This is a genomic window from Pseudomonas sp. MPC6 (genome assembly GCF_006094435.1).
In the GTDB taxonomy this organism is placed as follows: Bacteria; Pseudomonadota; Gammaproteobacteria; order Pseudomonadales; family Pseudomonadaceae; genus Aquipseudomonas.
Genome location: NZ_CP034783.1, coordinates 275,001 through 295,387 on the forward strand (window position 1 = coordinate 275,001; position 20,387 = coordinate 295,387).

Here is a 20,387-nt window from a genome sequence, read left to right on the forward strand (position 1 = left end):
GGCGAATGTCGTCTTCACAGTATAACCAGATTGCTTGGGGTTATATGGTCAAGTGAAGAAGCGCATACGGTGGATGCCTTGGCAGTCAGAGGCGATGAAAGACGTGGTAGCCTGCGAAAAGCTTCGGGGAGTCGGCAAACAGACTTTGATCCGGAGATGTCTGAATGGGGGAACCCACCTAACATAAGTTAGGTATCTTAAGCTGAATACATAGGCTTAAGAAGCGAACCAGGGGAACTGAAACATCTAAGTACCCTGAGGAAAAGAAATCAACCGAGATTCCCTTAGTAGTGGCGAGCGAACGGGGACTAGCCCTTAAGTGGCTTTGAGATTAGCGGAACGCTCTGGAAAGTGCGGCCATAGTGGGTGATAGCCCTGTACGCGAAAATCTCTTAGTCATGAAATCGAGTAGGACGGAGCACGAGAAACTTTGTCTGAATATGGGGGGACCATCCTCCAAGGCTAAATACTACTGACTGACCGATAGTGAACTAGTACCGTGAGGGAAAGGCGAAAAGAACCCCGGAGAGGGGAGTGAAATAGATCCTGAAACCGTATGCGTACAAGCAGTGGGAGCCCACTTTGTTGGGTGACTGCGTACCTTTTGTATAATGGGTCAGCGACTTATTTTCAGTGGCGAGCTTAACCGAATAGGGGAGGCGTAGCGAAAGCGAGTCTTAATAGGGCGTCTAGTCGCTGGGAATAGACCCGAAACCGGGCGATCTATCCATGGGCAGGTTGAAGGTTGGGTAACACTAACTGGAGGACCGAACCGACTACCGTTGAAAAGTTAGCGGATGACCTGTGGATCGGAGTGAAAGGCTAATCAAGCTCGGAGATAGCTGGTTCTCCTCGAAAGCTATTTAGGTAGCGCCTCATGTATCACTGTAGGGGGTAGAGCACTGTTTCGGCTAGGGGGTCATCCCGACTTACCAAACCGATGCAAACTCCGAATACCTACAAGTGCCGAGCATGGGAGACACACGGCGGGTGCTAACGTCCGTCGTGAAAAGGGAAACAACCCAGACCGTCAGCTAAGGTCCCAAAGTTATGGTTAAGTGGGAAACGATGTGGGAAGGCTTAGACAGCTAGGAGGTTGGCTTAGAAGCAGCCACCCTTTAAAGAAAGCGTAATAGCTCACTAGTCGAGTCGGCCTGCGCGGAAGATGTAACGGGGCTCAAACCATACACCGAAGCTACGGGTATCACTTAGGTGATGCGGTAGAGGAGCGTTCTGTAAGCCTGTGAAGGTGAGTTGAGAAGCTTGCTGGAGGTATCAGAAGTGCGAATGCTGACATGAGTAACGACAATGGGTGTGAAAAACACCCACGCCGAAAGACCAAGGTTTCCTGCGCAACGTTAATCGACGCAGGGTTAGTCGGTCCCTAAGGCGAGGCTGAAAAGCGTAGTCGATGGAAAACAGGTTAATATTCCTGTACTTCTGGTTATTGCGATGGAGGGACGGAGAAGGCTAGGCCAGCTTGGCGTTGGTTGTCCAAGTTTAAGGTGGTAGGCTGGAATCTTAGGTAAATCCGGGATTCTAAGGCCGAGAGCTGATGACGAGTGTTCTTTTAGAACACGAAGTGGTTGATGCCATGCTTCCAAGAAAAGCTTCTAAGCTTCAGGTAACCAGGAACCGTACCCCAAACCGACACAGGTGGTTGGGTAGAGAATACCAAGGCGCTTGAGAGAACTCGGGTGAAGGAACTAGGCAAAATGGCACCGTAACTTCGGGAGAAGGTGCGCCGGTGAGGGTGAAGCATTTACTGCGTAAGCCCATGCCGGTCGAAGATACCAGGCCGCTGCGACTGTTTATTAAAAACACAGCACTCTGCAAACACGAAAGTGGACGTATAGGGTGTGACGCCTGCCCGGTGCCGGAAGGTTAATTGATGGGGTTAGCTAACGCGAAGCTCTTGATCGAAGCCCCGGTAAACGGCGGCCGTAACTATAACGGTCCTAAGGTAGCGAAATTCCTTGTCGGGTAAGTTCCGACCTGCACGAATGGCGTAACGATGGCGGCGCTGTCTCCACCCGAGACTCAGTGAAATTGAAATCGCTGTGAAGATGCAGTGTATCCGCGGCTAGACGGAAAGACCCCGTGAACCTTTACTATAGCTTTGCACTGGACTTTGAATTTGCTTGTGTAGGATAGGTGGGAGGCTTTGAAGCGTGGACGCCAGTTCGCGTGGAGCCAACCTTGAAATACCACCCTGGCAACTTTGAGGTTCTAACTCAGGTCCGTTATCCGGATCGAGGACAGTGTATGGTGGGTAGTTTGACTGGGGCGGTCTCCTCCTAAAGAGTAACGGAGGAGTACGAAGGTGCGCTCAGACCGGTCGGAAATCGGTCGTAGAGTATAAAGGCAAAAGCGCGCTTGACTGCGAGACAGACACGTCGAGCAGGTACGAAAGTAGGTCTTAGTGATCCGGTGGTTCTGTATGGAAGGGCCATCGCTCAACGGATAAAAGGTACTCCGGGGATAACAGGCTGATACCGCCCAAGAGTTCATATCGACGGCGGTGTTTGGCACCTCGATGTCGGCTCATCACATCCTGGGGCTGAAGCCGGTCCCAAGGGTATGGCTGTTCGCCATTTAAAGTGGTACGCGAGCTGGGTTTAGAACGTCGTGAGACAGTTCGGTCCCTATCTGCCGTGGACGTTTGAGATTTGAGAGGGGCTGCTCCTAGTACGAGAGGACCGGAGTGGACGAACCTCTGGTGTTCCGGTTGTCACGCCAGTGGCATTGCCGGGTAGCTATGTTCGGAATAGATAACCGCTGAAAGCATCTAAGCGGGAAACTAGCCTCAAGATGAGATCTCACTGGGACCTTGAGTCCCCTGAAGGGCCGTCGAAGACTACGACGTTGATAGGTTGGGTGTGTAAGCGCTGTGAGGCGTTGAGCTAACCAATACTAATTGCCCGTGAGGCTTGACCATATAACACCCAAGCAATTTGTGAACTCGAAAGAGGCCAGATTGCGGTGTGTGAAGACGAAATGAACCGAAAGTTCGAATCTCACTAAACACCGAAAGCTATCACATACCCGATTTGCTGAAGCGAAGCCGACTGGCTACGACTCAGTACCCGAATTTCTTGACGACCATAGAGCATTGGAACCACCTGATCCCATCCCGAACTCAGCAGTGAAACGATGCATCGCCGATGGTAGTGTGGGGTTTCCCCATGTGAGAGTAGGTCATCGTCAAGATTAAATTCCGAAACCCCTATCTGCGCATGCAGGTAGGGGTTTTGTTTTAGTAGAAGTCACCATTTTTTACTGGCACGTTACTGCGTAACGGGCTGGGCACAGAATTTCTTGACGACCATAGAGCATTGGAACCACCTGATCCCATCCCGAACTCAGCAGTGAAACGATGCATCGCCGATGGTAGTGTGGGGTTTCCCCATGTGAGAGTAGGTCATCGTCAAGATTGAATTCCAGAACCCCTGTCTGCTAACGCAGACAGGGGTTTTGTCTTTCCGGGATCTGTAAAAGCTTCAACCTGACCGGGTGACGGTTGATCCGTCAAAGCCCCAAAGACCTGGACAGTGATAAAGCTGCCCGTTTGTGCTTGGTCAAGGGTATAGGGCTCGTGACGGCAGCCAGCTTGATGGCTTATTTGCCTGAGCTGGGCGAGGTTGGGCGGCACGAAATTGCAGCACTGGCAGGCATAGCCCCGTACAACGATGACAGCGGCAAGCATGAAGGATCACGCCATATTAGCGACGGCAGGTTTGCTGCGCGTCGTGCGATGTACATGGCGTGCGGGGTGGTGATTCATTGAATCTACGGTGTACACAGTATTTGCGTACGACGCAGATCCATTGTGGGATCGGGCTTGCTCCGGTTACACAAACAGCTTCAACACATTGTTCATCGCATCATCGGCAAACCCCTGCACGAAATCCTTGAACCCCGGCAACGCTTCGGCACCCCCCTGCGCCGGTTCGGCAATGATGGTCCAGGTCGCCCGCGACGTGTTTGCCCCCAGCGTTTCAACACTCATCGCCGCCCACAAGTGGGCCACGCCCAACGTGTTGTAGATCATGGTCCAGGTCATGTTCAGCGCCTGCTCATCCCGGGAATTGAGTTGTTCGACCACCAGATTGCCGTCCCTGAAGAATTTCTTGCGCAGGGACGACACGCCTTCGCCGGTCATCTCGATGTGCGACAGCGCCGGAATGAAGCGGTCGAAGCCGGCAAAATTGCCGACCACGGCCCAGACTTGCGCGGCATCGGCCGGTACTTCCACCGAAGACAGGACTTGGCAGCCTTGAGGGTATTTGATCAGGGTATCGGGTTGCAGAGTGGTCATGGTGTTGCTCCGTACTTGGTTGGGATGAATCAGATGAAATTGATTTGTTTGAGGTAGTCGCAGCCACGACGCAGCAGCGCCGGGGATTTTTCCGGGTAGTGCGCGCCCATCTGGCGTACGCCGGCCTGGGCGTTGGCATGGCCAATCATCGAGATGTCGCCGATGTCTTCTTCGAAGCCGTTGAGGTAGAAACCCAGTACGCCGAACAGCGCGTTGTCGCTGTCGACCCGGCCCAGTTGCCGCTGCCAGTCGGCAACGCTGACCATCGAAAACGCCTGGCCGGCCTCGCGAAATGACGCGACGTAGGCGTCCCAGCTCAAGGGCTCGGGGTTGTGCAGGTTGAACACCGCTGAGTCGATCTGATAACGGCTGGCGTGAAAGGCGATGAAGCGGGCGAGAAAATCCACCGGCATCAGGTCGAAATTCAAGGCGAATTCCGGTACCTGGCCGAGCTGGATCGAGCCCTTGAGCATCAGCATCAAACGATTCTTGTGCGGTTGGCAGACCCCGGTGAGGCTGTTGAAACTGATGTTGCCGGGGCGATACAGATTGACCCGGACCCCACGCTCGCGAGCGCGTTCGAGGATGCGTTCCGCGACCCATTTCGACAGGTTGTAGCCGTTCCTGATGTAGATCGGCGGGGTCTGTGCGGCGGGCAACTCAAGCACCCGGCCATCGGCGGAAAGGGTGCTGGAAGCCGAAAGCGTGGAGACGAAGTTGAAGATCTTTTTGCTGCGCCCTTCGCACAATCGCAGGCACTCGAAAATCGGCTCGACGTTGTCCCGCGCCAACGACGCGTAATCGAGGACGTGATTGACGTTGGCGGCGTTATGCACCAGTGCACCGAACTCCCGGTCCAGTCGCTCGTAGACAGCCTTGGCGAGCCCCAGCTCGGGGCGGGTAATGTCCGCCGCATACACCCGCACCCGGCTCAGGTCCAGATGCTCCAGACGGTTCTCTCGCAATGCGTGAGCGAAACGTTCGGTCGCCGACAGACCGCCACCCTCGCGCACCAGACAGGCGACTTCGCTGGCGCCCCAGGCCAGCAGTGCCTCGACAATGTGCACACCGACAAAACTGTTGGCGCCGGTGACGATGACCTTGTGCACATCGCCCATGGCACTTACCGGCAAGGGCTGCACATCCAGCTCGCGGAGGGCGTCGGCCATGGCCCGTTCGCTCAACACTGCTTGCGTGCCGCAGCCACGAACCAGTGTCGCCAGTTTGCTGATGGTCGGCTGTTCGATGAAGCGGTTGATCGAGATGCTGCGCCCGAATTCCTCACGCAATCGCAGGAGCATGCGCGACAACAGGATCGAGTGGCCGCCCAGGTTGAAGAAGCTTTCGTCGGTGCAAATATCACTGGCCGGCAGCTCCAGCAACTCGGCCCAGATCGCCAATAACAAGGCTTCATCGGCACTGGCGGGCAACCGTCGCGGGTGGTTCTCAATTATGTTGACGGGCAGTTCCAGCAGCGCCTTGCGGTCGACCTTGCCGTTGCTGGCGAACGGCATGCTCGCCAGTTCGGTCCAGGCCGTGGGCTGCATGTAATCGGGCAGGCACTCGATGGCGTGTGCCTTGAGCGCATCACGAGCGGTGCCGGGCTGATCTTCCCGAGGCTGCGCGAGGAAGGCCAGGATGCGCCGCTGGCTGTCGATGACTACTGCCACCTGACGGTACAGCCGACTGTCGCGCAGGCAGCGTTCGATCTCTTCCGGCTCGACCCGAAATCCGCGGATCTTCACCTGGTTGTCCCGGCGCCCGCACAGCTCGATACCTGCGTCGGTCCACTTGGCCATGTCGCCGGTGCGGTAGGCGCGCAAGCGCTCACCATTGGCCAGGCGCAGATTCAGATAGCGTTCGGCGGTCTGCTGCGGGTTATTCAAATAACCCATGCACACCCCCGGGCCGACGATGTACAGCTCGCCTGTGGTCTGTTCAGCCACCGGTTGCAACGCCTCATCGAGAATCAGCACCTGGCTGTTGGCAATCGGCGCACCGAGGGTGCGATTGCTGTCGCCGCTGCGCAGTTGTCGCGCGGTGATCAGCACCGTGGCTTCTGTCGGGCCATAGAGGTTGTAGAGCTGGCCCTGGCGAGTCAGTTGCTCGATGACCCAGGGCTCGCAGACATCGCCGCCGGTCATGACATGATCCAGGCACTGCAATTGCTCCAGCGGCAGGATGCTCAACAGCGCGGGCGGCAAAAAGGCGTGGCTCAGTCGTTGGTGGCGGATCAGTTCCACCAGTTGCAACGGGTCGCGACGTTGATCGTCGCTGGGCACGATCAGCTCGGCACCCTGCAGCAGGGTCGGGAAAATATCGATCAGCGACGAGTCGAAACTCAGCGACGAAAACTGCAACACCCGGCTCTGTTCGGTCAGTTGCACGTAGTCGGCGTACCACGCGGTGAAGTGGGCGAGGTTGGCCTGGCTGAGCAATACACCTTTGGGATGGCCGGTGGTGCCCGAGGTGTAGAGCGCCATGCAGGGCATGTCGAGATCGGGTCGCTGGCGCATCAAGGGTTGATCGACATCTGCATCGCCGATGTCGATGCGGCTGATATCCAGACCGGGCATCCCGGCCGCGAGAGGCTGTTGCCCGTCATGCAGCAGCAACACCGCCCCGGCATTCGACAGGATGTACTGCTGGCGTTGCAGCGGATGGCTGGGCTCCAGTGGCAGATACACCGCGCCGCTGCCGAGAATCGCCAGAATCCCTGCATACAGTGCGCTGCATTTCGCCAGGCAGATCCCGACCACCACGGGTGCCGGGTGCTGATCGAGCAAGGGTTGCAAACGCTGCGCAATGGCGCGGCTCAGGGCATGCAGTTCGCGATAACTCAGCGACGTGCCGGCGACGTTCAGCGCCGGACGTGCGGCGCACTGGATGAAGCGCTGCTCGAGGCGCTCGATCATCGGCGTCTGCGCCCGTTGCAGCAGCCAGGGTTCTGCTGTGGCGTTGAGTCGATGGACAAAGGCCAGGCTCTCCAGAAACCGCAGATTTTCCACCCGCTCGAACGAGGTACAAGTGTCAGGCGGTGCGAGCAGAAAATACTCGGCATCCCGGGAGAAGCGGCTGATCAACAGCGCCACGTGGTCCACCAACTCTGCCACTGCTCGCACACGCAACGCCTGGCCGTTACCCGAAGGCTCATCGGCAATCGGCACGCGAGCCAGCCGCGTCGAGCCGTACAGGCACAGCAGGTCCAGCGGCGGCAGGCCTGAGGCTCCCGGCGTACCGACGCCCAGTTGCAGGGTCAGTCGCGGTACCTCGCCGAAGGAATCAACGGGCAGGCTGGCGTCGTCGATCACCACATCGACGGGTTCCGTGGGCTGCTCGTCGAGGGACGTCAGCCGCCTCGGCGCATGCCCCTGTTGTTCGAGTTCCAGTGCCAGGTCGATCAAGGCCTGGCTGTCTCCAATGAGCAGAATGTCGAGACGTCTCATGATGTGCTCCTCGTTAAGCCAGGTAGTCGCCCAGGGCGTCTTGCACGCACGGCGAATCAAGCAGCGAACTGCTGCGAAAAAACCGCACGATGTTGGCGACCAGCGGGTGATGGCGATTGATCGGGAAGGCCAGCCCCGAGACTTCGCCCTGGAGTGCGCGGCGTGCGCCTTCGCTGATCGGCAACGACTCGATCAGCCGCACATCAAAGGACTGCTGGATGTCGTTGGTCAGGTACTGGCCGATGAACACCGGCAGGATGTGCGCAATGCATCGACGGTCGTCTTCGCTTGCGGTGTGCCAGTAGATGCGCACCAGCCGCGTCCAGAAGCCGGAGTGGCGGCCCTCGTCGAGCAAGTGGTCGGCCATCAAGCCCTTGATCGACTGCTTGACCGTGTCGTCCTTGGCGAACGCCGCGACATCTCCAGTGACGGTGTTCTCGGCGATGGCCACACAGATCAGTTCCACGGCGCTGCGCAGGTGGTGCGGTGCGAGTGCGACGGCCGCTGGAATGGCCCGACTCAATTCGATTTCATCCGGCAGCCCGATCGGCGTGATACCGGTCATGGCGATGGTCTGCTGCATGAAGTCCATGGCTACCAGCGCGTGGTAATCCTCGTCCACCACCACCGTCATGGCGTCGTAGCGGCAGGCGAACGGGAAGGCCAGCGGGAAACGGTTTTTCGCGATGCTGCGGGCGGTCTTGTCGACGATCTCGGTTTCGAAGATCACCACGTCGTTGATGAACTTGTAGAGCGTCTGCACCAAGGCAAAATCGCGCTGCCCGGGGCACTCGCGCAGGAAGGTTTCGCTCAGCACCAGCGGCTGGCGGCTCAAGGGATAGATCAGCTTGTCGTCGTTCTCCAGCAGGCGGCGTGGGCGGGTGCGGATGGTGGCGCGGCTCTCCCAGGCGTCGGCGAAGGATTGGTAGTCGGCGGCGTTCATGGGTTCACCTCGGCCACTGCTTCGCGCATGCTCAGGCGCAGGCCATCCCACAAGGCGATGCGGCTTTCCACGGCAGCGATGGCGCTGGCATAAACATCTTGTTCACGCTGCGGATCGCCATTGACCCACCGCGCGAGCAGTTTTTCTGCCGCCGGGCCATGGTCCTCGGAGTCGACTTCGATGTGCCGCTGCAGGTAATAACGAAAGGTCGGTGCTTGCTCGATGCCGATGCCCCAGTCGTCGAGAATGCGCTGGAACATCTGCGGGATGACGCTTTCGCGACCGTGCAGAAAGGCCGCCGCGACACAATGGCCCGGCGCGTGCAGCGCGGTGTGTAAAGTGTGACGCACAAACTGCGCAGCCGCCGGATCGACCTCGACACTGCGCAACGCCACGTCATAGCTGACACCTTCGCGTTGCAGCGCCACGAAGCGTTCCACCGCGGCCGTGCTTGCACCGACTTCGCGCATGGCATCCAGGTACAACTCGAAGTGGCTGTAATGACCCCGTGCGGGACGGTCATCGGACTCCTCGCCCAACACGATCTCGTTGATCAACCGCGCAGCCTGCGGATCTCGTGGCGGTAGCCAGGGCAGTTGGACGCAGGTCAGCTCCTGTTGCAGGCGCTTGGTCAGCGACATGAAATCCCACACCGCAAATACATGGGATTCCATGAAGCGTTGAAGCACCGGGAGCGACTGTATTTGCGCAAATATCGGGTGCGCGCCAAGTTCGGCTTTCTTTAGATTAAGACGGTCTTTAGTGGATGTCATGGGCGAGCCTTTAAGTAGTGTGATCAATAAGTAACGGACGCCTGAAGTTTTTAATGGCGAGCGAGCGCCTCAAACTAATTGATGTCCGGTGGTTGTCTGTCATGAGTCTGGTTGTGGCCTGCCTGCCAGTATTCAATGGCGGCAGAGAAAAACTAATACATAAATAAAGTGCTGGGCAAGATGTTTATAAACTATTTTAAAGTTCAACTTTTTCGGGCGTGACAAGTTTCAATAAAACTTTCGGGAAAGGTTTTATCTGGATGCGGTTACTCCTTCCGGCTTATATAAGTCAGAATCTAAATAAAGAGTGAATGCCTCACTCGAAGTAACTTTTTAATGAATAGCGTCGACGTGATCCGAGGGGGTGGAAGTGGGCCGGGAATGCCGCCGATTCTTCCTTTCCCGTGACAAGTCTCCTTCCGTTGGTTCCTGGTGCGAGGACTGCTCCGTTCGTGCGGCGCCTCATTATTCGCCGGCAGTCCAAGCGTGAGCATAATTGAAGGCAGCCGCCATCACCGACGCGTAAATGCAGACGGTGCAACGATCGGGCAGGGGGGCGAAGACGGGACTTTGGAGGGAGGGATAATCGCGGCAAGCTAGACAAGCAGTTTGATTGGCCTGCTCAAGCCTGCCGCAGGCGTTACTTCAAGGTTTTCCTGTTCTTTGCTTCAGGACTGTCGAGGTAACGGGTGATGACCTCGACCGCGCGATTAAGGTGTTGTTCGAGCATCTTCACCGAGCGTTCGATGTCGCGGTCTTCCACGGCCCGTAACATCGCCCGGTGATCTTCCTGGGACAGTTTGCCCAGGCCCATGGCTTCCAGGTTGAAGCGCAGGAAGCGTTCTTCCTCGTTCAGGCCTTCTTCCACCAGCTTCAATAGCCGCCGGTTCGGCGCCTTGCTGTACAGCGTCATGTGGAACAGGCGGTTGAGCCGGCCGATTTCGGTGTAGTCGTGTTGTGCTTCCAGCTCATCGATGTAGCGGGCGGCCTGTTGAAAATCCTCGTGGGTCAGCAACGGGATCGACAAGCGCAGGGCTTCGGATTCCAACAGGATCCGCAGCGCGTAGGTTTCAACGGAATCGCCCTGAACCAGCGGTGCGACCACCGCACCTTTATGCGCGGTCACGTTGAGCAGCGATTGGGCTTCGAGCTGGCGCAAGGCTTCGCGAACCGGCATGCGGCTGACGCCGAACAGGTCTGCCAGGTCCTGCTGGCGAAGGGCGGCGCCGCACGGGATGCGACCGTCGAGTATGGCAGCACGCAGGGTTTCTTCGATCACCGAGCGGGCCAGATGAGCAGGAATCGGCCCGTTGACCTTGATGCTGCTGAGAGGGTTGGGCTTCTGTGTCACTACAACGCACCCTGATTGACTGAGATAATATTGGATCCAATGGACACTAGTTAGTGTTGTACAAGATGTCAAACTTTGTAGAAGACTGTATCAACAGTTTAGCGCGTCACCAGTGACCTCACCGTGCCATTGTCTTTGACTGCCAAGACCAGCACAGGCCAGTCGCCGGCCGTGCACTCTATCGCACGGGCAGGTCGCCGGCGTACGGCGTCTGCAATTCACGCTCCGGAATTTCCCATATCAGCACCTTGGGTGGTGTCTGCAAATAGGCGGGGCTGGCGAAATAGGCTTTTGCGGCTCCCGAGAACTCGCCGCCGTCCTTGGCGAAATTGCCGATGGACGCACCCAGCGCCACTTCCAGGAACCCGGCAAAGTTGGAGTTGCGCGAAAACGAGGTGCCGATCAGTGCAGTGTTGGGCAGGTTGGCATCGCCGAATAGATCGTCCAGCGAATCAGCCTCCTCGTTGGGCGTGGCCGGCGCCTCACTGATCACCGATTGCACCGTCTGCTCGCCAGGTGGTTGCAGTGTCTGCGGCAGCCAATCGAGCCCGGCCAGACGCACCAGATCACCCGCCCGCGGTCGAGCCTCAGGTGAGTTCACCGCAAAGCGTTTTCGAGGCGACGCTTGCAACCCCATGTTCCGAACCTGCGCTGCCACTGCCTGGGCGGCGGCTCTTGCGCCTGGTTCGCTCCAGTGGGTGTCGGTGCGCAGAAACGCCTGCTCGCCCAATGGCTGCAATGCGCTCGTCAGGTCCAGCGCTGCAACGCCAGCGGCCTGCAAGGCGACGGTCCATTGTTGCAGGCGTTGCTGCAACACCGGCGGGCGATGCAGATCGCACAGCGCGGAGGTGGCGATGCGGCTTTTATCCGGCACCACGCTCACCAGCAACGTAATGCCTCGGGTGGCCAACTGCCTGTTCAGGCGGATCACCGCGTCCGCCTTGGCGTTGGCATTTTTTTCGGCGTGGCGATTGAGCTTCAGCTCGTCGGTCAGGAACAGCCAGCCGGGGCAGCCTTGTCGAACCCGGGGGCCTGAGTCTTCAAGCAACAACCAGCTGGCGCCGCGTTCCAGATTGGCTGCGCCCACCGGCAGGGGCGCCTTGGACAATTCCTTGGCGATCCGGTGGGTGACGTCTCCCTCCAGAATCGCCTCGGTGGTGAGCGTGGGTGGCAGCAGTTCGACGTGTTGATGCCAGGCCAGCCAGCTGCTGGACGCCAGGCCACCGATCATGAACATCAGAAATGCCACGCCCGCGACCGGGCTCGCACGAAGTGCCAGAGCGCTGGGCGGCACCGGTGCGGTGGAGGGCGAGGGCTCGGTCTTCGTCATCAGAATTGAAAGTACAGGAAGGGCACGGATTCACGGCTCGCGATCAGCGCGAACGAGAGCGTGAAACCCGCCACGGGCCAAAGGGCCGCAGCCACCGTGAGTAGCGCGGTGCCTGCGAATCGTCTTTCAACATAAGGCTGCAGCAGCGGAGCGACAACACACAGCACCCCCAGCAACGCCGCCAGGCTGTGAACCGGACGCAGCGCCACGCCCAAGGCATCGCCCAAGGCCAGGCCATGCAGGCCGAATTGGCCGGCGTACATGTTCAGCGCCGAGGCGAAGTCCGGGGCGCGGAACAGCGTCCATGCCAGGCACACGAACAACAGCGTCAGGGTGTGCGAGAGCATAGGGGGCAGGCTCGGCAGGCTGGACCTGAGCCAGGCGCGATCGATGCACAGGGCCATGCCGTGGGCCGCTCCCCACAGCAGGTAGTTCCAGCTGTCGCCACCGTGCCAGAGGCCGGCGATGGCCATGGTCAGGAACAGGTTGCGGTAGGTTTGCCAGGTGCCGCCACGGTTGCCGCCCAGCGCAATGTACAGATAGTCACGCAGCCAACTGGACAGCGACAGATGCCAGCGCCGCCAGAAGTCCTGGATGCTGCTCGCAAGATAGGGACGGTTGAAGTTTTCGGGGAAGTGAAAGCCCAGCATCAGGCCCAGGCCGATGGCCATGGCGCTGTAGCCGGCGAAGTCGAAGAACAGTTGCAGCGAATACGCAAGGCAGCCGATCCAGGCATCGACGAACGATGGGTGCTCCAGGTGGAAGGCGATGTCGACGATGGGCGACAAGGTGTCGGCCACCAGCACCTTCATCGACAGGCCGATCATGAACCGACGTGCGCCCAGCGAGAAGTTCTGCCAGCTGGCCGACCGTTGCACCAACTCGCGCCGGACCCAGTCGTAGCGGATGATCGGCCCGGCAATGGAGTGGCCGAACATGGAAATGTAGGTGGCGTAATTGATGAAGTTACGCTCCACCGGGACGGTGTGGCGGTGCACATCGACCAGGTAGGAAATCGCCTGCAGCACGATAAACGATAGCCCAGCCGGGAGCGCCACCCGCTGCCAATCAAGCGGCATGGCGCCGTACCAGGTGATCAGGTCACTCCAGGTGTAGGCCAGGATATTGGCGTATTTGTACCAGCAGAGCACGGCGGTGTTGAACACGATCAGTGCAATCAGCAGCCGCACCCGCAGCAGCGATTGCTCGCGGGTCCGGTCGATGACCAGGCCACCGACCCAGGCGACTATCGTCAGCAGCACATGCAACGCCAGAAACAGCGGGCTCAACCAGCCATAGAAGAACCAGCTGCCCAGCAGCAGGACGATGTTGCGCCAGGCGGGCCTGGCCAGCGCATAGACCAGCAGAAATGCTGGCAGGAACAATGTCAGGAATTCAAGCGAGGCGAAAACCATGTCTGCGTCGCGATCCGGTCAGAGGGTCAGGGAATCCGTGATGGCCAGCAGTTTTGCGCCAGGCAGCAAGAATACGCTGTAGCGTTCCCCGGCCTTGAGTTCGCCAAGATCCAGGGTTGAGCCTGCATGGCTGTTGGCACACACCAGTTGCACGGACAACCTGACCGGATTGATCGATCTGCGTTGCACACTTCCCAGGCTGACGGCATTGAAAATATCGGCATTGCGCCCGGCAGGGCGCAGGCTTGCATCAAGGCAACTGGCGTCCGCATTGAAAAACGCCAGCGAAGCCTTGAGGCCATTGAAGTCATCTGGCGTTTCACGAATCGTTGTCTGCGCAAGGCCCGCTTTGGCGTCGGGCAGGGCGATGATCGTCACAAACTCCCCGGGCGAAAAGCCAAGGGCCAGGGGTACGCTCTGCCCTTGAGCGTTCATCGTGCCCTCCAGCGATTTGCCCGGCTGGACGGGAAGGTAGCCGGAAACTGAATACAGCCCACCCAGTTCAACGCGCGTCGAGGCCGCGTCAACCGCCAGTGGCGCAGCCCCGGGCAGGGCATTTACAAAACGCACAAAGGCCGAGTCTTCGCTCGGCCCGGTGCTGTACAGCGGGATATCCGCACACGTGGCGGTGGTGCTCAGAAAAGCGCAAGCCAGGCCGCCCGCCCATGGGCGCCGGCCCTTCACTTATAGGCCCCTTTTACCGCCTCTTTGGGCAGATTGCCCAGGGCGGTGCCAATCGCATTCGCCCAGGATTTGTACCCGGCAATAGTGAAATGCTGGCCATCGATCGTGACCCACTCGCCGGGTTTGGAAAAACTCAGGGAGTCGATATAGGTGCACGGCGCTACGTTGGTGGCGAGGAAATTCGACATCAATTGCGTGCGCGCATCATTCTTCTTATAAGGACCGCCCGCCTTGCCCCACGCTGGACCGACCCAGGCGCACTTGGCCCCGGTGGCGGCGATTTCCTTGGTCAGGCTGGTGACGTTTTGCCAGGCCCAGGCCTTGGGAAAGGCCGGGTTATCGTAGGACGCCATGGTGTCGGCGATGATGATCACCACCAGGTCCGGTTTTTCCGCGGCAATCAGCGTCTTGATGGGTGTGGTGCTGGCCTCGCGGCCTTTGATCACTTGCTTGCCGTTGATTGTATGTTCAGCGCCACAGTCGGCTTTCTTGGTAATCAGCCAGTCGGCGGCATTCGCGCCGCAAGCGCCGATTGAGTGAACGAGTGCACCTTGGCGTGTCAGGTTATCGTTCAACGGCTCCATCAGCGTGTCTACAAGGCTCATGTGGCTCTCGCCCAAAACGAGAAGCGTCAGGCCGGCAATGGCTGAAGCAGGCATTGAGTGTTCCTTCGATCAATTGGAATAAGGAGATTGATAGGGGCTGACGGGCAAGGTCATCGGGCCTGTCATGTCCTCGAACATATAGCGAAGGTACATGGCCCCCGAAAATTGTCGGTAATCTCGAGCGTTATCCAGCCCCATGTTGCCGCCCAGGAAGAAGTTGCTGCCCATGCGGTATTCACCCGAGGCGGCCAGGTTGTAGCCAACGCCGGTCTTGTTCATGCCAGGGTACTGGGCATCTCCGGCCGAGGCTTGCAGGGCCGAGTCGGTCGGAAAATAGTCGGCACGGTCCTGTTCGAAGTGCTGCACGCCCACCGAGCCTTTGAGCTGGTAAGAAAAGTTGGCCGTACGCTGGCTCCAGGTGACCGGCATACCGATGGCAAAAAAGCTCTGCGGGCTGAAATAGCCGCCGTGGCCATAGGTATAGAAGCTTTGGTTGTTTTCATAGGACAGCGCGGTGGCGCTGACACCCAGGGTCAACGTGCTGTCAGGATCGTCATTACCCAGATACCAGTAGGCGCCGCTGCCGATCTCGCTACGGGCGTTCGACTCCACGTTGTTGCCTTCAAGCTTGTGGTAGGAAGCGAAGCCATAGACGCCCACTTGCTGGTTGTCATAGCTCAGCTGACCGCGTGCACCATTGGCTGTTACACCCCCCCAGCTCTGGCCGGTGCGTGCATCGCTGGTGCCTGCAAACGACGTCACACTGTCGGTCACCGGACGGCGTGAAGCATTCACCCCGTAACGGAAGTTGGGGTTAGCCTCGAAGGGGCGATCGACACGGACGCCACCCGCAGCGGTCGTGTAACGAAAGCCCATGGGTGTCGTGCCGATATCGGCCTTGATCCCGTGCTCGGGGTTCTCGATCGCTACGGACAGACCCACGCCGGTGTCTTTCTGTGAACCGGTAGAGTCCTCTGCCGCGACGGTCGGCCCGCCGCCAAAGCGTTGCGCGGAGTTCGAATTGGCACTGCCGGCGTTCACTGTCACCGGGGTCACACGAACGGCCAGACGGTTGTTGCCGGCCGGGAAGTTGGCTTCAAAGGGCGTTTCGACGGCCGTCATCTTGCTCAGGCCGTCTTCGCTGTCGTTGCTGCGCACGCTCACGCCCTGCGCCACGTAGGCACTGCGCTCTTGCAGAATGTCGTTGAGTGCCAGCTGCGCGGGCGTCATGTCGCTGCGTGGGTCGCTGGACATCGCCGGTGCTGCGAAGGGGTTGTCCGAAGGGCCCTGTCCTGAAGACGGTTGGCCATAGCCTTGCTGTACATAACCGGCAGTCTGCTGCACATGACCTTGTTGTACATAACCGCCAGGCTGCTGCGCATAGCCTTGCTGCGCATAACCGGCAGGCTGCTGCGCATAACCTTGCTGCGCATAACCGGCAGGCTGCTGCGCATAACCTTGCTGCGCATAGCCAGCAGGTTGTTGCGCATAGGTCGGGGCTGCCTGGGGAGCACGGACAGGCGGGGCGTACCCTGCGGGCGCTTGCCCGTAAGCCTGCGCCGGTGCCTGGTAGCTCTCGGCCACCGGGGCGGGAATGCTGTCCATCGAGCTCGCATAGCCTTGCGATTGTCCCGATTGACCGGGGTAGGCATCCGGCACCACTTGCTGCACCGGGTCAATTGCGCCAGGGATCGATTCGGCCGGCAACGGAACGACTGCCCCCGCCGCCAGGGTCGTCGCACGGCGACGTTGACCGGGCATCCCGGCAAAAGGATTAGCCCCGGCATTTGAAGCATAACCTTGCGCCGGTGCGGGTGGATCGAGTGCGTCCCGCTCTACGGCGACGGCTTTGCGCAGCATGGTCGCGGCGTCTCCCGAGCGGCCCATGCTGTTGTAGAGCCGGGCTGCCGTGGTCAACAGTTGGGGGTCGCCGGGCGCCAGCTTCACCGCACGATCCACGGCTTGTTCCGCGAACGAGCGGTCCTGCGCCTGTAGCGCGGCATCGGCCGCACTGATCAGCAATTGGGCGTTGTTGGCGTCTCGCTGGACCAGCGGGCGATAGAGCTCGAAGGCTTTTTTCCGATTGCCGCTGGCGGTGTACATCCGTGCCAGGGCGGAGACGGCGACACTGTCGCCCGGGCGCTGGGCCAAGGCTGGAGACAGGGTGTCAAAGGCGGCTACCAGATCGCCGCGCTCGCGCAGGCGGTCAGCCTGACGAACACGATAGACATACAGCAGATCATCGTATTGGGCGCGTGCCTGCGTGCCCATCGGTTGCCCCTGCAGGTCATGCAGGATGCCGCTGACTTCCGCATCTTCGCCGCTCTTGAGCAGTACGCCGGCGTATTGCAGCAACAGCTCCGCTGACGGTCTTGGCGTCTGGGACAGCAGGCTGCGCATCAACACCAGGCCACGGGCCGGATCACCGGCATCGACATATGCCGTCGCCAGCGATGCCAGGCGGGCCGGTCGCATTTGCCCGCTCAAGGACGATGTCAGCGGTTCGCTGCGCTCAAGCAGCGCCAGCGCTTCTTGTTTTTGCCCGCGCCTGGACACTTCGAGTGCCTTGCGGATCTGCACATTGAGCTCGACGTCGGCGGCTAGCTCCTTGATGTCCGGGGTGCGTTCGGCGACGGGAATGCGCGAGAGCGCCGCCTGGGCTTTTTCCCATTCCTGCATCTGGGCGGACAACAATGCGCTGGTGTAGAGCGCATCGGGAAGGTCCGGCCGGGTTTTCAGCAGCTCATCGACGAGTTTGCGAGCGGTTTGCGTCTCGCCGTTGCGCAGGTGGATGCGCGCCAGGGCGAATCGTGTCCAGGCGTCGTTCGGGTCTGCGCGCAGGGCCTCGCGATAAGCCTGCTGGGCGCCGGCCCAATCGCCCCGCTGCTCGGCAGCCTTGGCCTGTTGCGTAGCGCGCAGGCCTCGCAAGCGGTTGGCATCGCCAAAACCGGCTTGCTCGGCAGGGGACAGTTTGTCCAGCCACTTGAGCGCTTCGTCAGCCTTGCCGGCCCGGGTCAACACTCCGAGCAGACCGCTGCGCGCGTCGGCATTGGCAGGATACCGCGCCAGTACCTGGCGATAAGTTGTTTCGGCGACATCCAGCTTGCCGTCCTGAGCCTCGAGCCCTGCCAGCGCTACCAGGCCTGCCGGCTCGTTGGGCTGTTTCTGGATGGCTTGCTGGAACAATTGACGCGCCTGGCTCACGCGGCCCAGGCGTTGTGTTTCACGGGCGCGTTCCAACAACACCCAATACCGCACATTTTCCAGGGCCGGCTGCCAACGATTGCCGCCCGGTTGCCGGGTAGCCTGCTCAAGGTGCTTTTCGGCTTCGCCCAAACGGTTGAGCTGCTGGTACACCACGCCCATGCCGCCGAGGGCGTCGACGTCATTGGATTTCTGCTGCAGGCGCGCCTGAAATTCTTTTTCAGCCGTGCGTTTGTCACCGGCATCGAGCGCCTTCAGGCCGCGGGCCACATGGGGGTCCTGTTGCCAGGCGGGGGCTTCTTTGGCCGTGACATTGGCCTTGTTCATCCGCGCCCGAATGTCATCATCGTCCGGGTGGACTTTGAGGAACTCTTCGAACAACGGCTTTTGTGCGGCTGTCGGCGTGTCGATCCAGGTCAGTGCCAGGCGCCAGCTTTCATCCGCATCGCCCCCGATATCGGCGCGGGTCGACAGTTTGGCCAGGGCACGAACACCTTCGGCACGACTGTCTTCACGGCGCACCAACTGTTTGGCGAAAAACAGCGGCACGTACGGGTCGCTGGTTTTTTCCCGGATCAGCCGCTCAAAACCACGACGGGCCTCTGGCCAGCCGGCATCGGTATACGCCAGGTTGTTGTAGTACTCACGCGCGAACAGGCCCTGCGGCTCGCGTCCACCCAGCACCTTGCGGTACTGCACGGCGGCGCCTTCGTGGTCACCGGCATCGACCAGGCGGCGGGCTTCCTGAAGCTGTTTCTGGCCCACGGCCGAGGCCATGGCGATCTCCTGCTCCAGCCGATCGGCTTGCGGCGCGGCAGGCTTCAACGCCTTGAGCCGGGCGAGATACGGCTGGGCCTGATCGGGCTTTTTCTGCTGGACAGCAACCATGCCAAGGCCAAACAGCGCATCGGGTTGATTGGGCGAAAGACGCAGCAACTTCTCCCAGATCTCGGTGGCCCGTTGCGGGTTCTGGCGAGACTGCCAATAGTTGCCCTGTTCAATCAGCAGTGCTTGTGGATCGGTGGTCTCGGCCGGAGCGGAGGTACAGACCAGCGCAGCCAGGATTGCGACGGCTAGTGTGTGGCGGCGCGGGTACATGCGGACTCCCAGGATAGCTTCAATGTTCCGTCGTTGAGGAACTGATAACGTTGTTCTGCCCAGCCCAGCCCGAACAGGCTGAGCATGTAGTGGTAATACATCGGTTGCACGGTGCCAGTGCGCATCTGCTCCTGCACCTTCTTCAAGGCTTGCTCGACGATGCGCTGCTGCTGCTCGGCCAGCCAGGGTTGCCCCTTGGCCAGAAAATACGGGATCAAGGCCGCCGAAAACCCGTACGGGCCATTGCCTTCGGTGCTGGCGCTGATGACTTGAACCTTTTCCGGCGGAATCCCGCTTGAGGCGGTAGCCGCGGCCATGCCGTCCAGGCGAGCGAGGATCGAAGCCGCCAGCGGGTCGCTCTTGGGCGTCATGCCGGCCCAGAGATAGACGCGTATGGCGTCATAGCTGCCAAGCTGGCCTTTGAACGGATCGATGACAAACAACCCCGAGGTGGCCGAGGTCCCGCGGTAGCCGACCCAGTCGGCGACGAAGCCATTGGGGCTGGAATCACGCAGCAGTCTGGCGGTGTTCTCAGCCACCTCTTGCCAAGGTCCTGCAGGTGTTTCCTTGGCCAGTCGGCGCAAGAGTGGGATGGGCAGGTAACTGGCATTCAGGCGCCACAGGTGGTCTGGCTGCACAAAGCCTTCCGGGCCTGGCAATAGCATTTTGCCCAGGCCCGGCAAGTCGACCAGCAGGCGCGACTCGATAGTGGCCAGCAGGCGCTTGGCGTCCTCGCGGTAATCCGGGCGCTGCCAGATCCGAGCGGCTTCCAGCAGCGCGTAGACGAACCACAGGTCGGCATCGGCTGCGGAGTTCGCGTCCTGAATCGCCCACTTGCCGTCCTTGCCCTGGCCCCACAACCAGCCCGGCAGATGCGTGCCGATGTCGCTGGAGGCCATGTTGGCCACGGTCCAGCGCCAGAGTCGGTCGAAGGTCTGCGGATCGTTGCCGATCAGGGCGAAGAGCATTCCATAGGATTGCCCCTCTGATGTGCTTTGCTGTGGGTTCAGGCTGGAGCCGAGCATCCGCCCGTCTTCCTGTATGTAGCGCTGTGCAAAGTCCTGCCAAAGCGGCCAGTTCGAAGCGCTGCAAGCCTGGGCGTGAGCAGCGCCGGGCAGCAACACCAGGCCGCCGATCAAGCCCAGCGCTGTCCGTCGATACCCGCCCGTGCTCACACGCAGCACGCCGGTGAAGGCTTTAACGATCTCGCCAAGGCGCAT

At 59.9% G+C, this 20,387-nt stretch carries 12 protein-coding genes and 3 rRNA genes; 4 read left to right on the forward strand and 11 right to left on the reverse strand.

The features are described from left to right. Positions 1–46: 46 nt before the first annotated feature. From ELQ88_RS03255 to ELQ88_RS34495, 4 genes are all read left to right on the forward strand, one after another. Positions 47–2,938 (forward strand): 23S ribosomal RNA (locus ELQ88_RS03255). 156 nt (positions 2,939–3,094) lie between these two features. Further along, positions 3,095–3,210: ribosomal RNA gene (gene rrf, locus ELQ88_RS03260) — 5S ribosomal RNA — on the forward strand. Between the two features lie 107 nt (positions 3,211–3,317). Then, a 5S ribosomal RNA gene (gene rrf, locus ELQ88_RS03265) occupies positions 3,318–3,433 on the forward strand. Positions 3,434–3,574: 141 nt separating this feature from the next. Further along, positions 3,575–3,787: a transposase gene (locus ELQ88_RS34495; RefSeq protein ID WP_267464305.1), complete on the forward strand. Its 213-nt coding sequence runs from the start codon at positions 3,575–3,577 to the stop codon at positions 3,785–3,787. 63 nt (positions 3,788–3,850) lie between these two features. On the opposite strand, the gene ELQ88_RS03275 is transcribed toward ELQ88_RS34495, so the two are convergent. The 11 genes from ELQ88_RS03275 to bcsZ all read right to left on the reverse strand — a co-directional run bounded on the left by ELQ88_RS03275 (position 3,851) and on the right by bcsZ (position 20,387). Next, the gene (locus tag ELQ88_RS03275; RefSeq protein ID WP_138963600.1) at positions 3,851–4,318 is read right to left on the reverse strand and encodes an SRPBCC family protein; all 468 of its coding nucleotides are present in this window, start codon (positions 4,316–4,318) and stop codon (positions 3,851–3,853) included. Positions 4,319–4,347: 29 nt separating this feature from the next. Continuing rightward, positions 4,348–7,764 carry an amino acid adenylation domain-containing protein gene (locus ELQ88_RS03280; protein ID WP_138963602.1) on the reverse strand — a complete coding sequence of 1,139 codons (3,417 nt, stop codon included), beginning with the start codon at positions 7,762–7,764 and terminating at the stop codon, positions 4,348–4,350. A gap of 13 nt (positions 7,765–7,777) precedes the next feature. After that, entirely contained in the window at positions 7,778–8,707 is a 930-nt protein-coding gene (locus ELQ88_RS03285; protein ID WP_128873929.1) for a diiron oxygenase, read from the reverse strand. Then, a complete protein-coding gene (locus tag ELQ88_RS03290) occupies positions 8,704–9,480 on the reverse strand; it encodes a DUF3050 domain-containing protein (RefSeq protein WP_138963604.1) in 777 nt (258 codons plus the stop codon). Before ELQ88_RS03290 ends, ELQ88_RS03285 begins: the two co-directional genes overlap by 4 nt. Before the next feature lie 640 nt (positions 9,481–10,120). Further along, complete coding sequence (locus ELQ88_RS03295; protein WP_138963606.1) at positions 10,121–10,831, reverse strand: GntR family transcriptional regulator; 711 nt, start codon at positions 10,829–10,831, stop codon at positions 10,121–10,123. Between the two features lie 178 nt (positions 10,832–11,009). Next, positions 11,010–12,161, reverse strand: a complete 1,152-nt coding sequence (locus ELQ88_RS03300) for a cell division protein FtsQ (RefSeq protein ID WP_138963608.1) — start codon at positions 12,159–12,161, stop codon at positions 11,010–11,012. Further along, complete coding sequence (locus ELQ88_RS03305) at positions 12,161–13,576, reverse strand: MBOAT family protein (RefSeq protein ID WP_138963610.1); 1,416 nt, start codon at positions 13,574–13,576, stop codon at positions 12,161–12,163. Before ELQ88_RS03305 ends, ELQ88_RS03300 begins: the two co-directional genes overlap by 1 nt. 18 nt (positions 13,577–13,594) lie before the next feature. After that, positions 13,595–14,260, reverse strand: a complete 666-nt coding sequence (locus ELQ88_RS03310; protein ID WP_138963612.1) for an alginate O-acetyltransferase AlgF — start codon at positions 14,258–14,260, stop codon at positions 13,595–13,597. Continuing rightward, positions 14,257–14,919, reverse strand: coding sequence for an SGNH/GDSL hydrolase family protein (locus ELQ88_RS03315; RefSeq protein ID WP_128873923.1), 663 nt, complete (start codon positions 14,917–14,919; stop codon positions 14,257–14,259). The genes ELQ88_RS03310 and ELQ88_RS03315 overlap by 4 nt, the downstream gene beginning before the upstream one ends. A gap of 15 nt (positions 14,920–14,934) precedes the next feature. Beyond that, positions 14,935–19,167, reverse strand: a complete 4,233-nt coding sequence (locus ELQ88_RS03320) for a cellulose biosynthesis protein BcsC (RefSeq protein WP_138963614.1) — start codon at positions 19,165–19,167, stop codon at positions 14,935–14,937. After that, complete coding sequence (gene bcsZ / locus ELQ88_RS03325; protein ID WP_138963616.1) at positions 19,143–20,387, reverse strand: cellulose synthase complex periplasmic endoglucanase BcsZ; 1,245 nt, start codon at positions 20,385–20,387, stop codon at positions 19,143–19,145. The genes ELQ88_RS03320 and bcsZ overlap by 25 nt, the downstream gene beginning before the upstream one ends.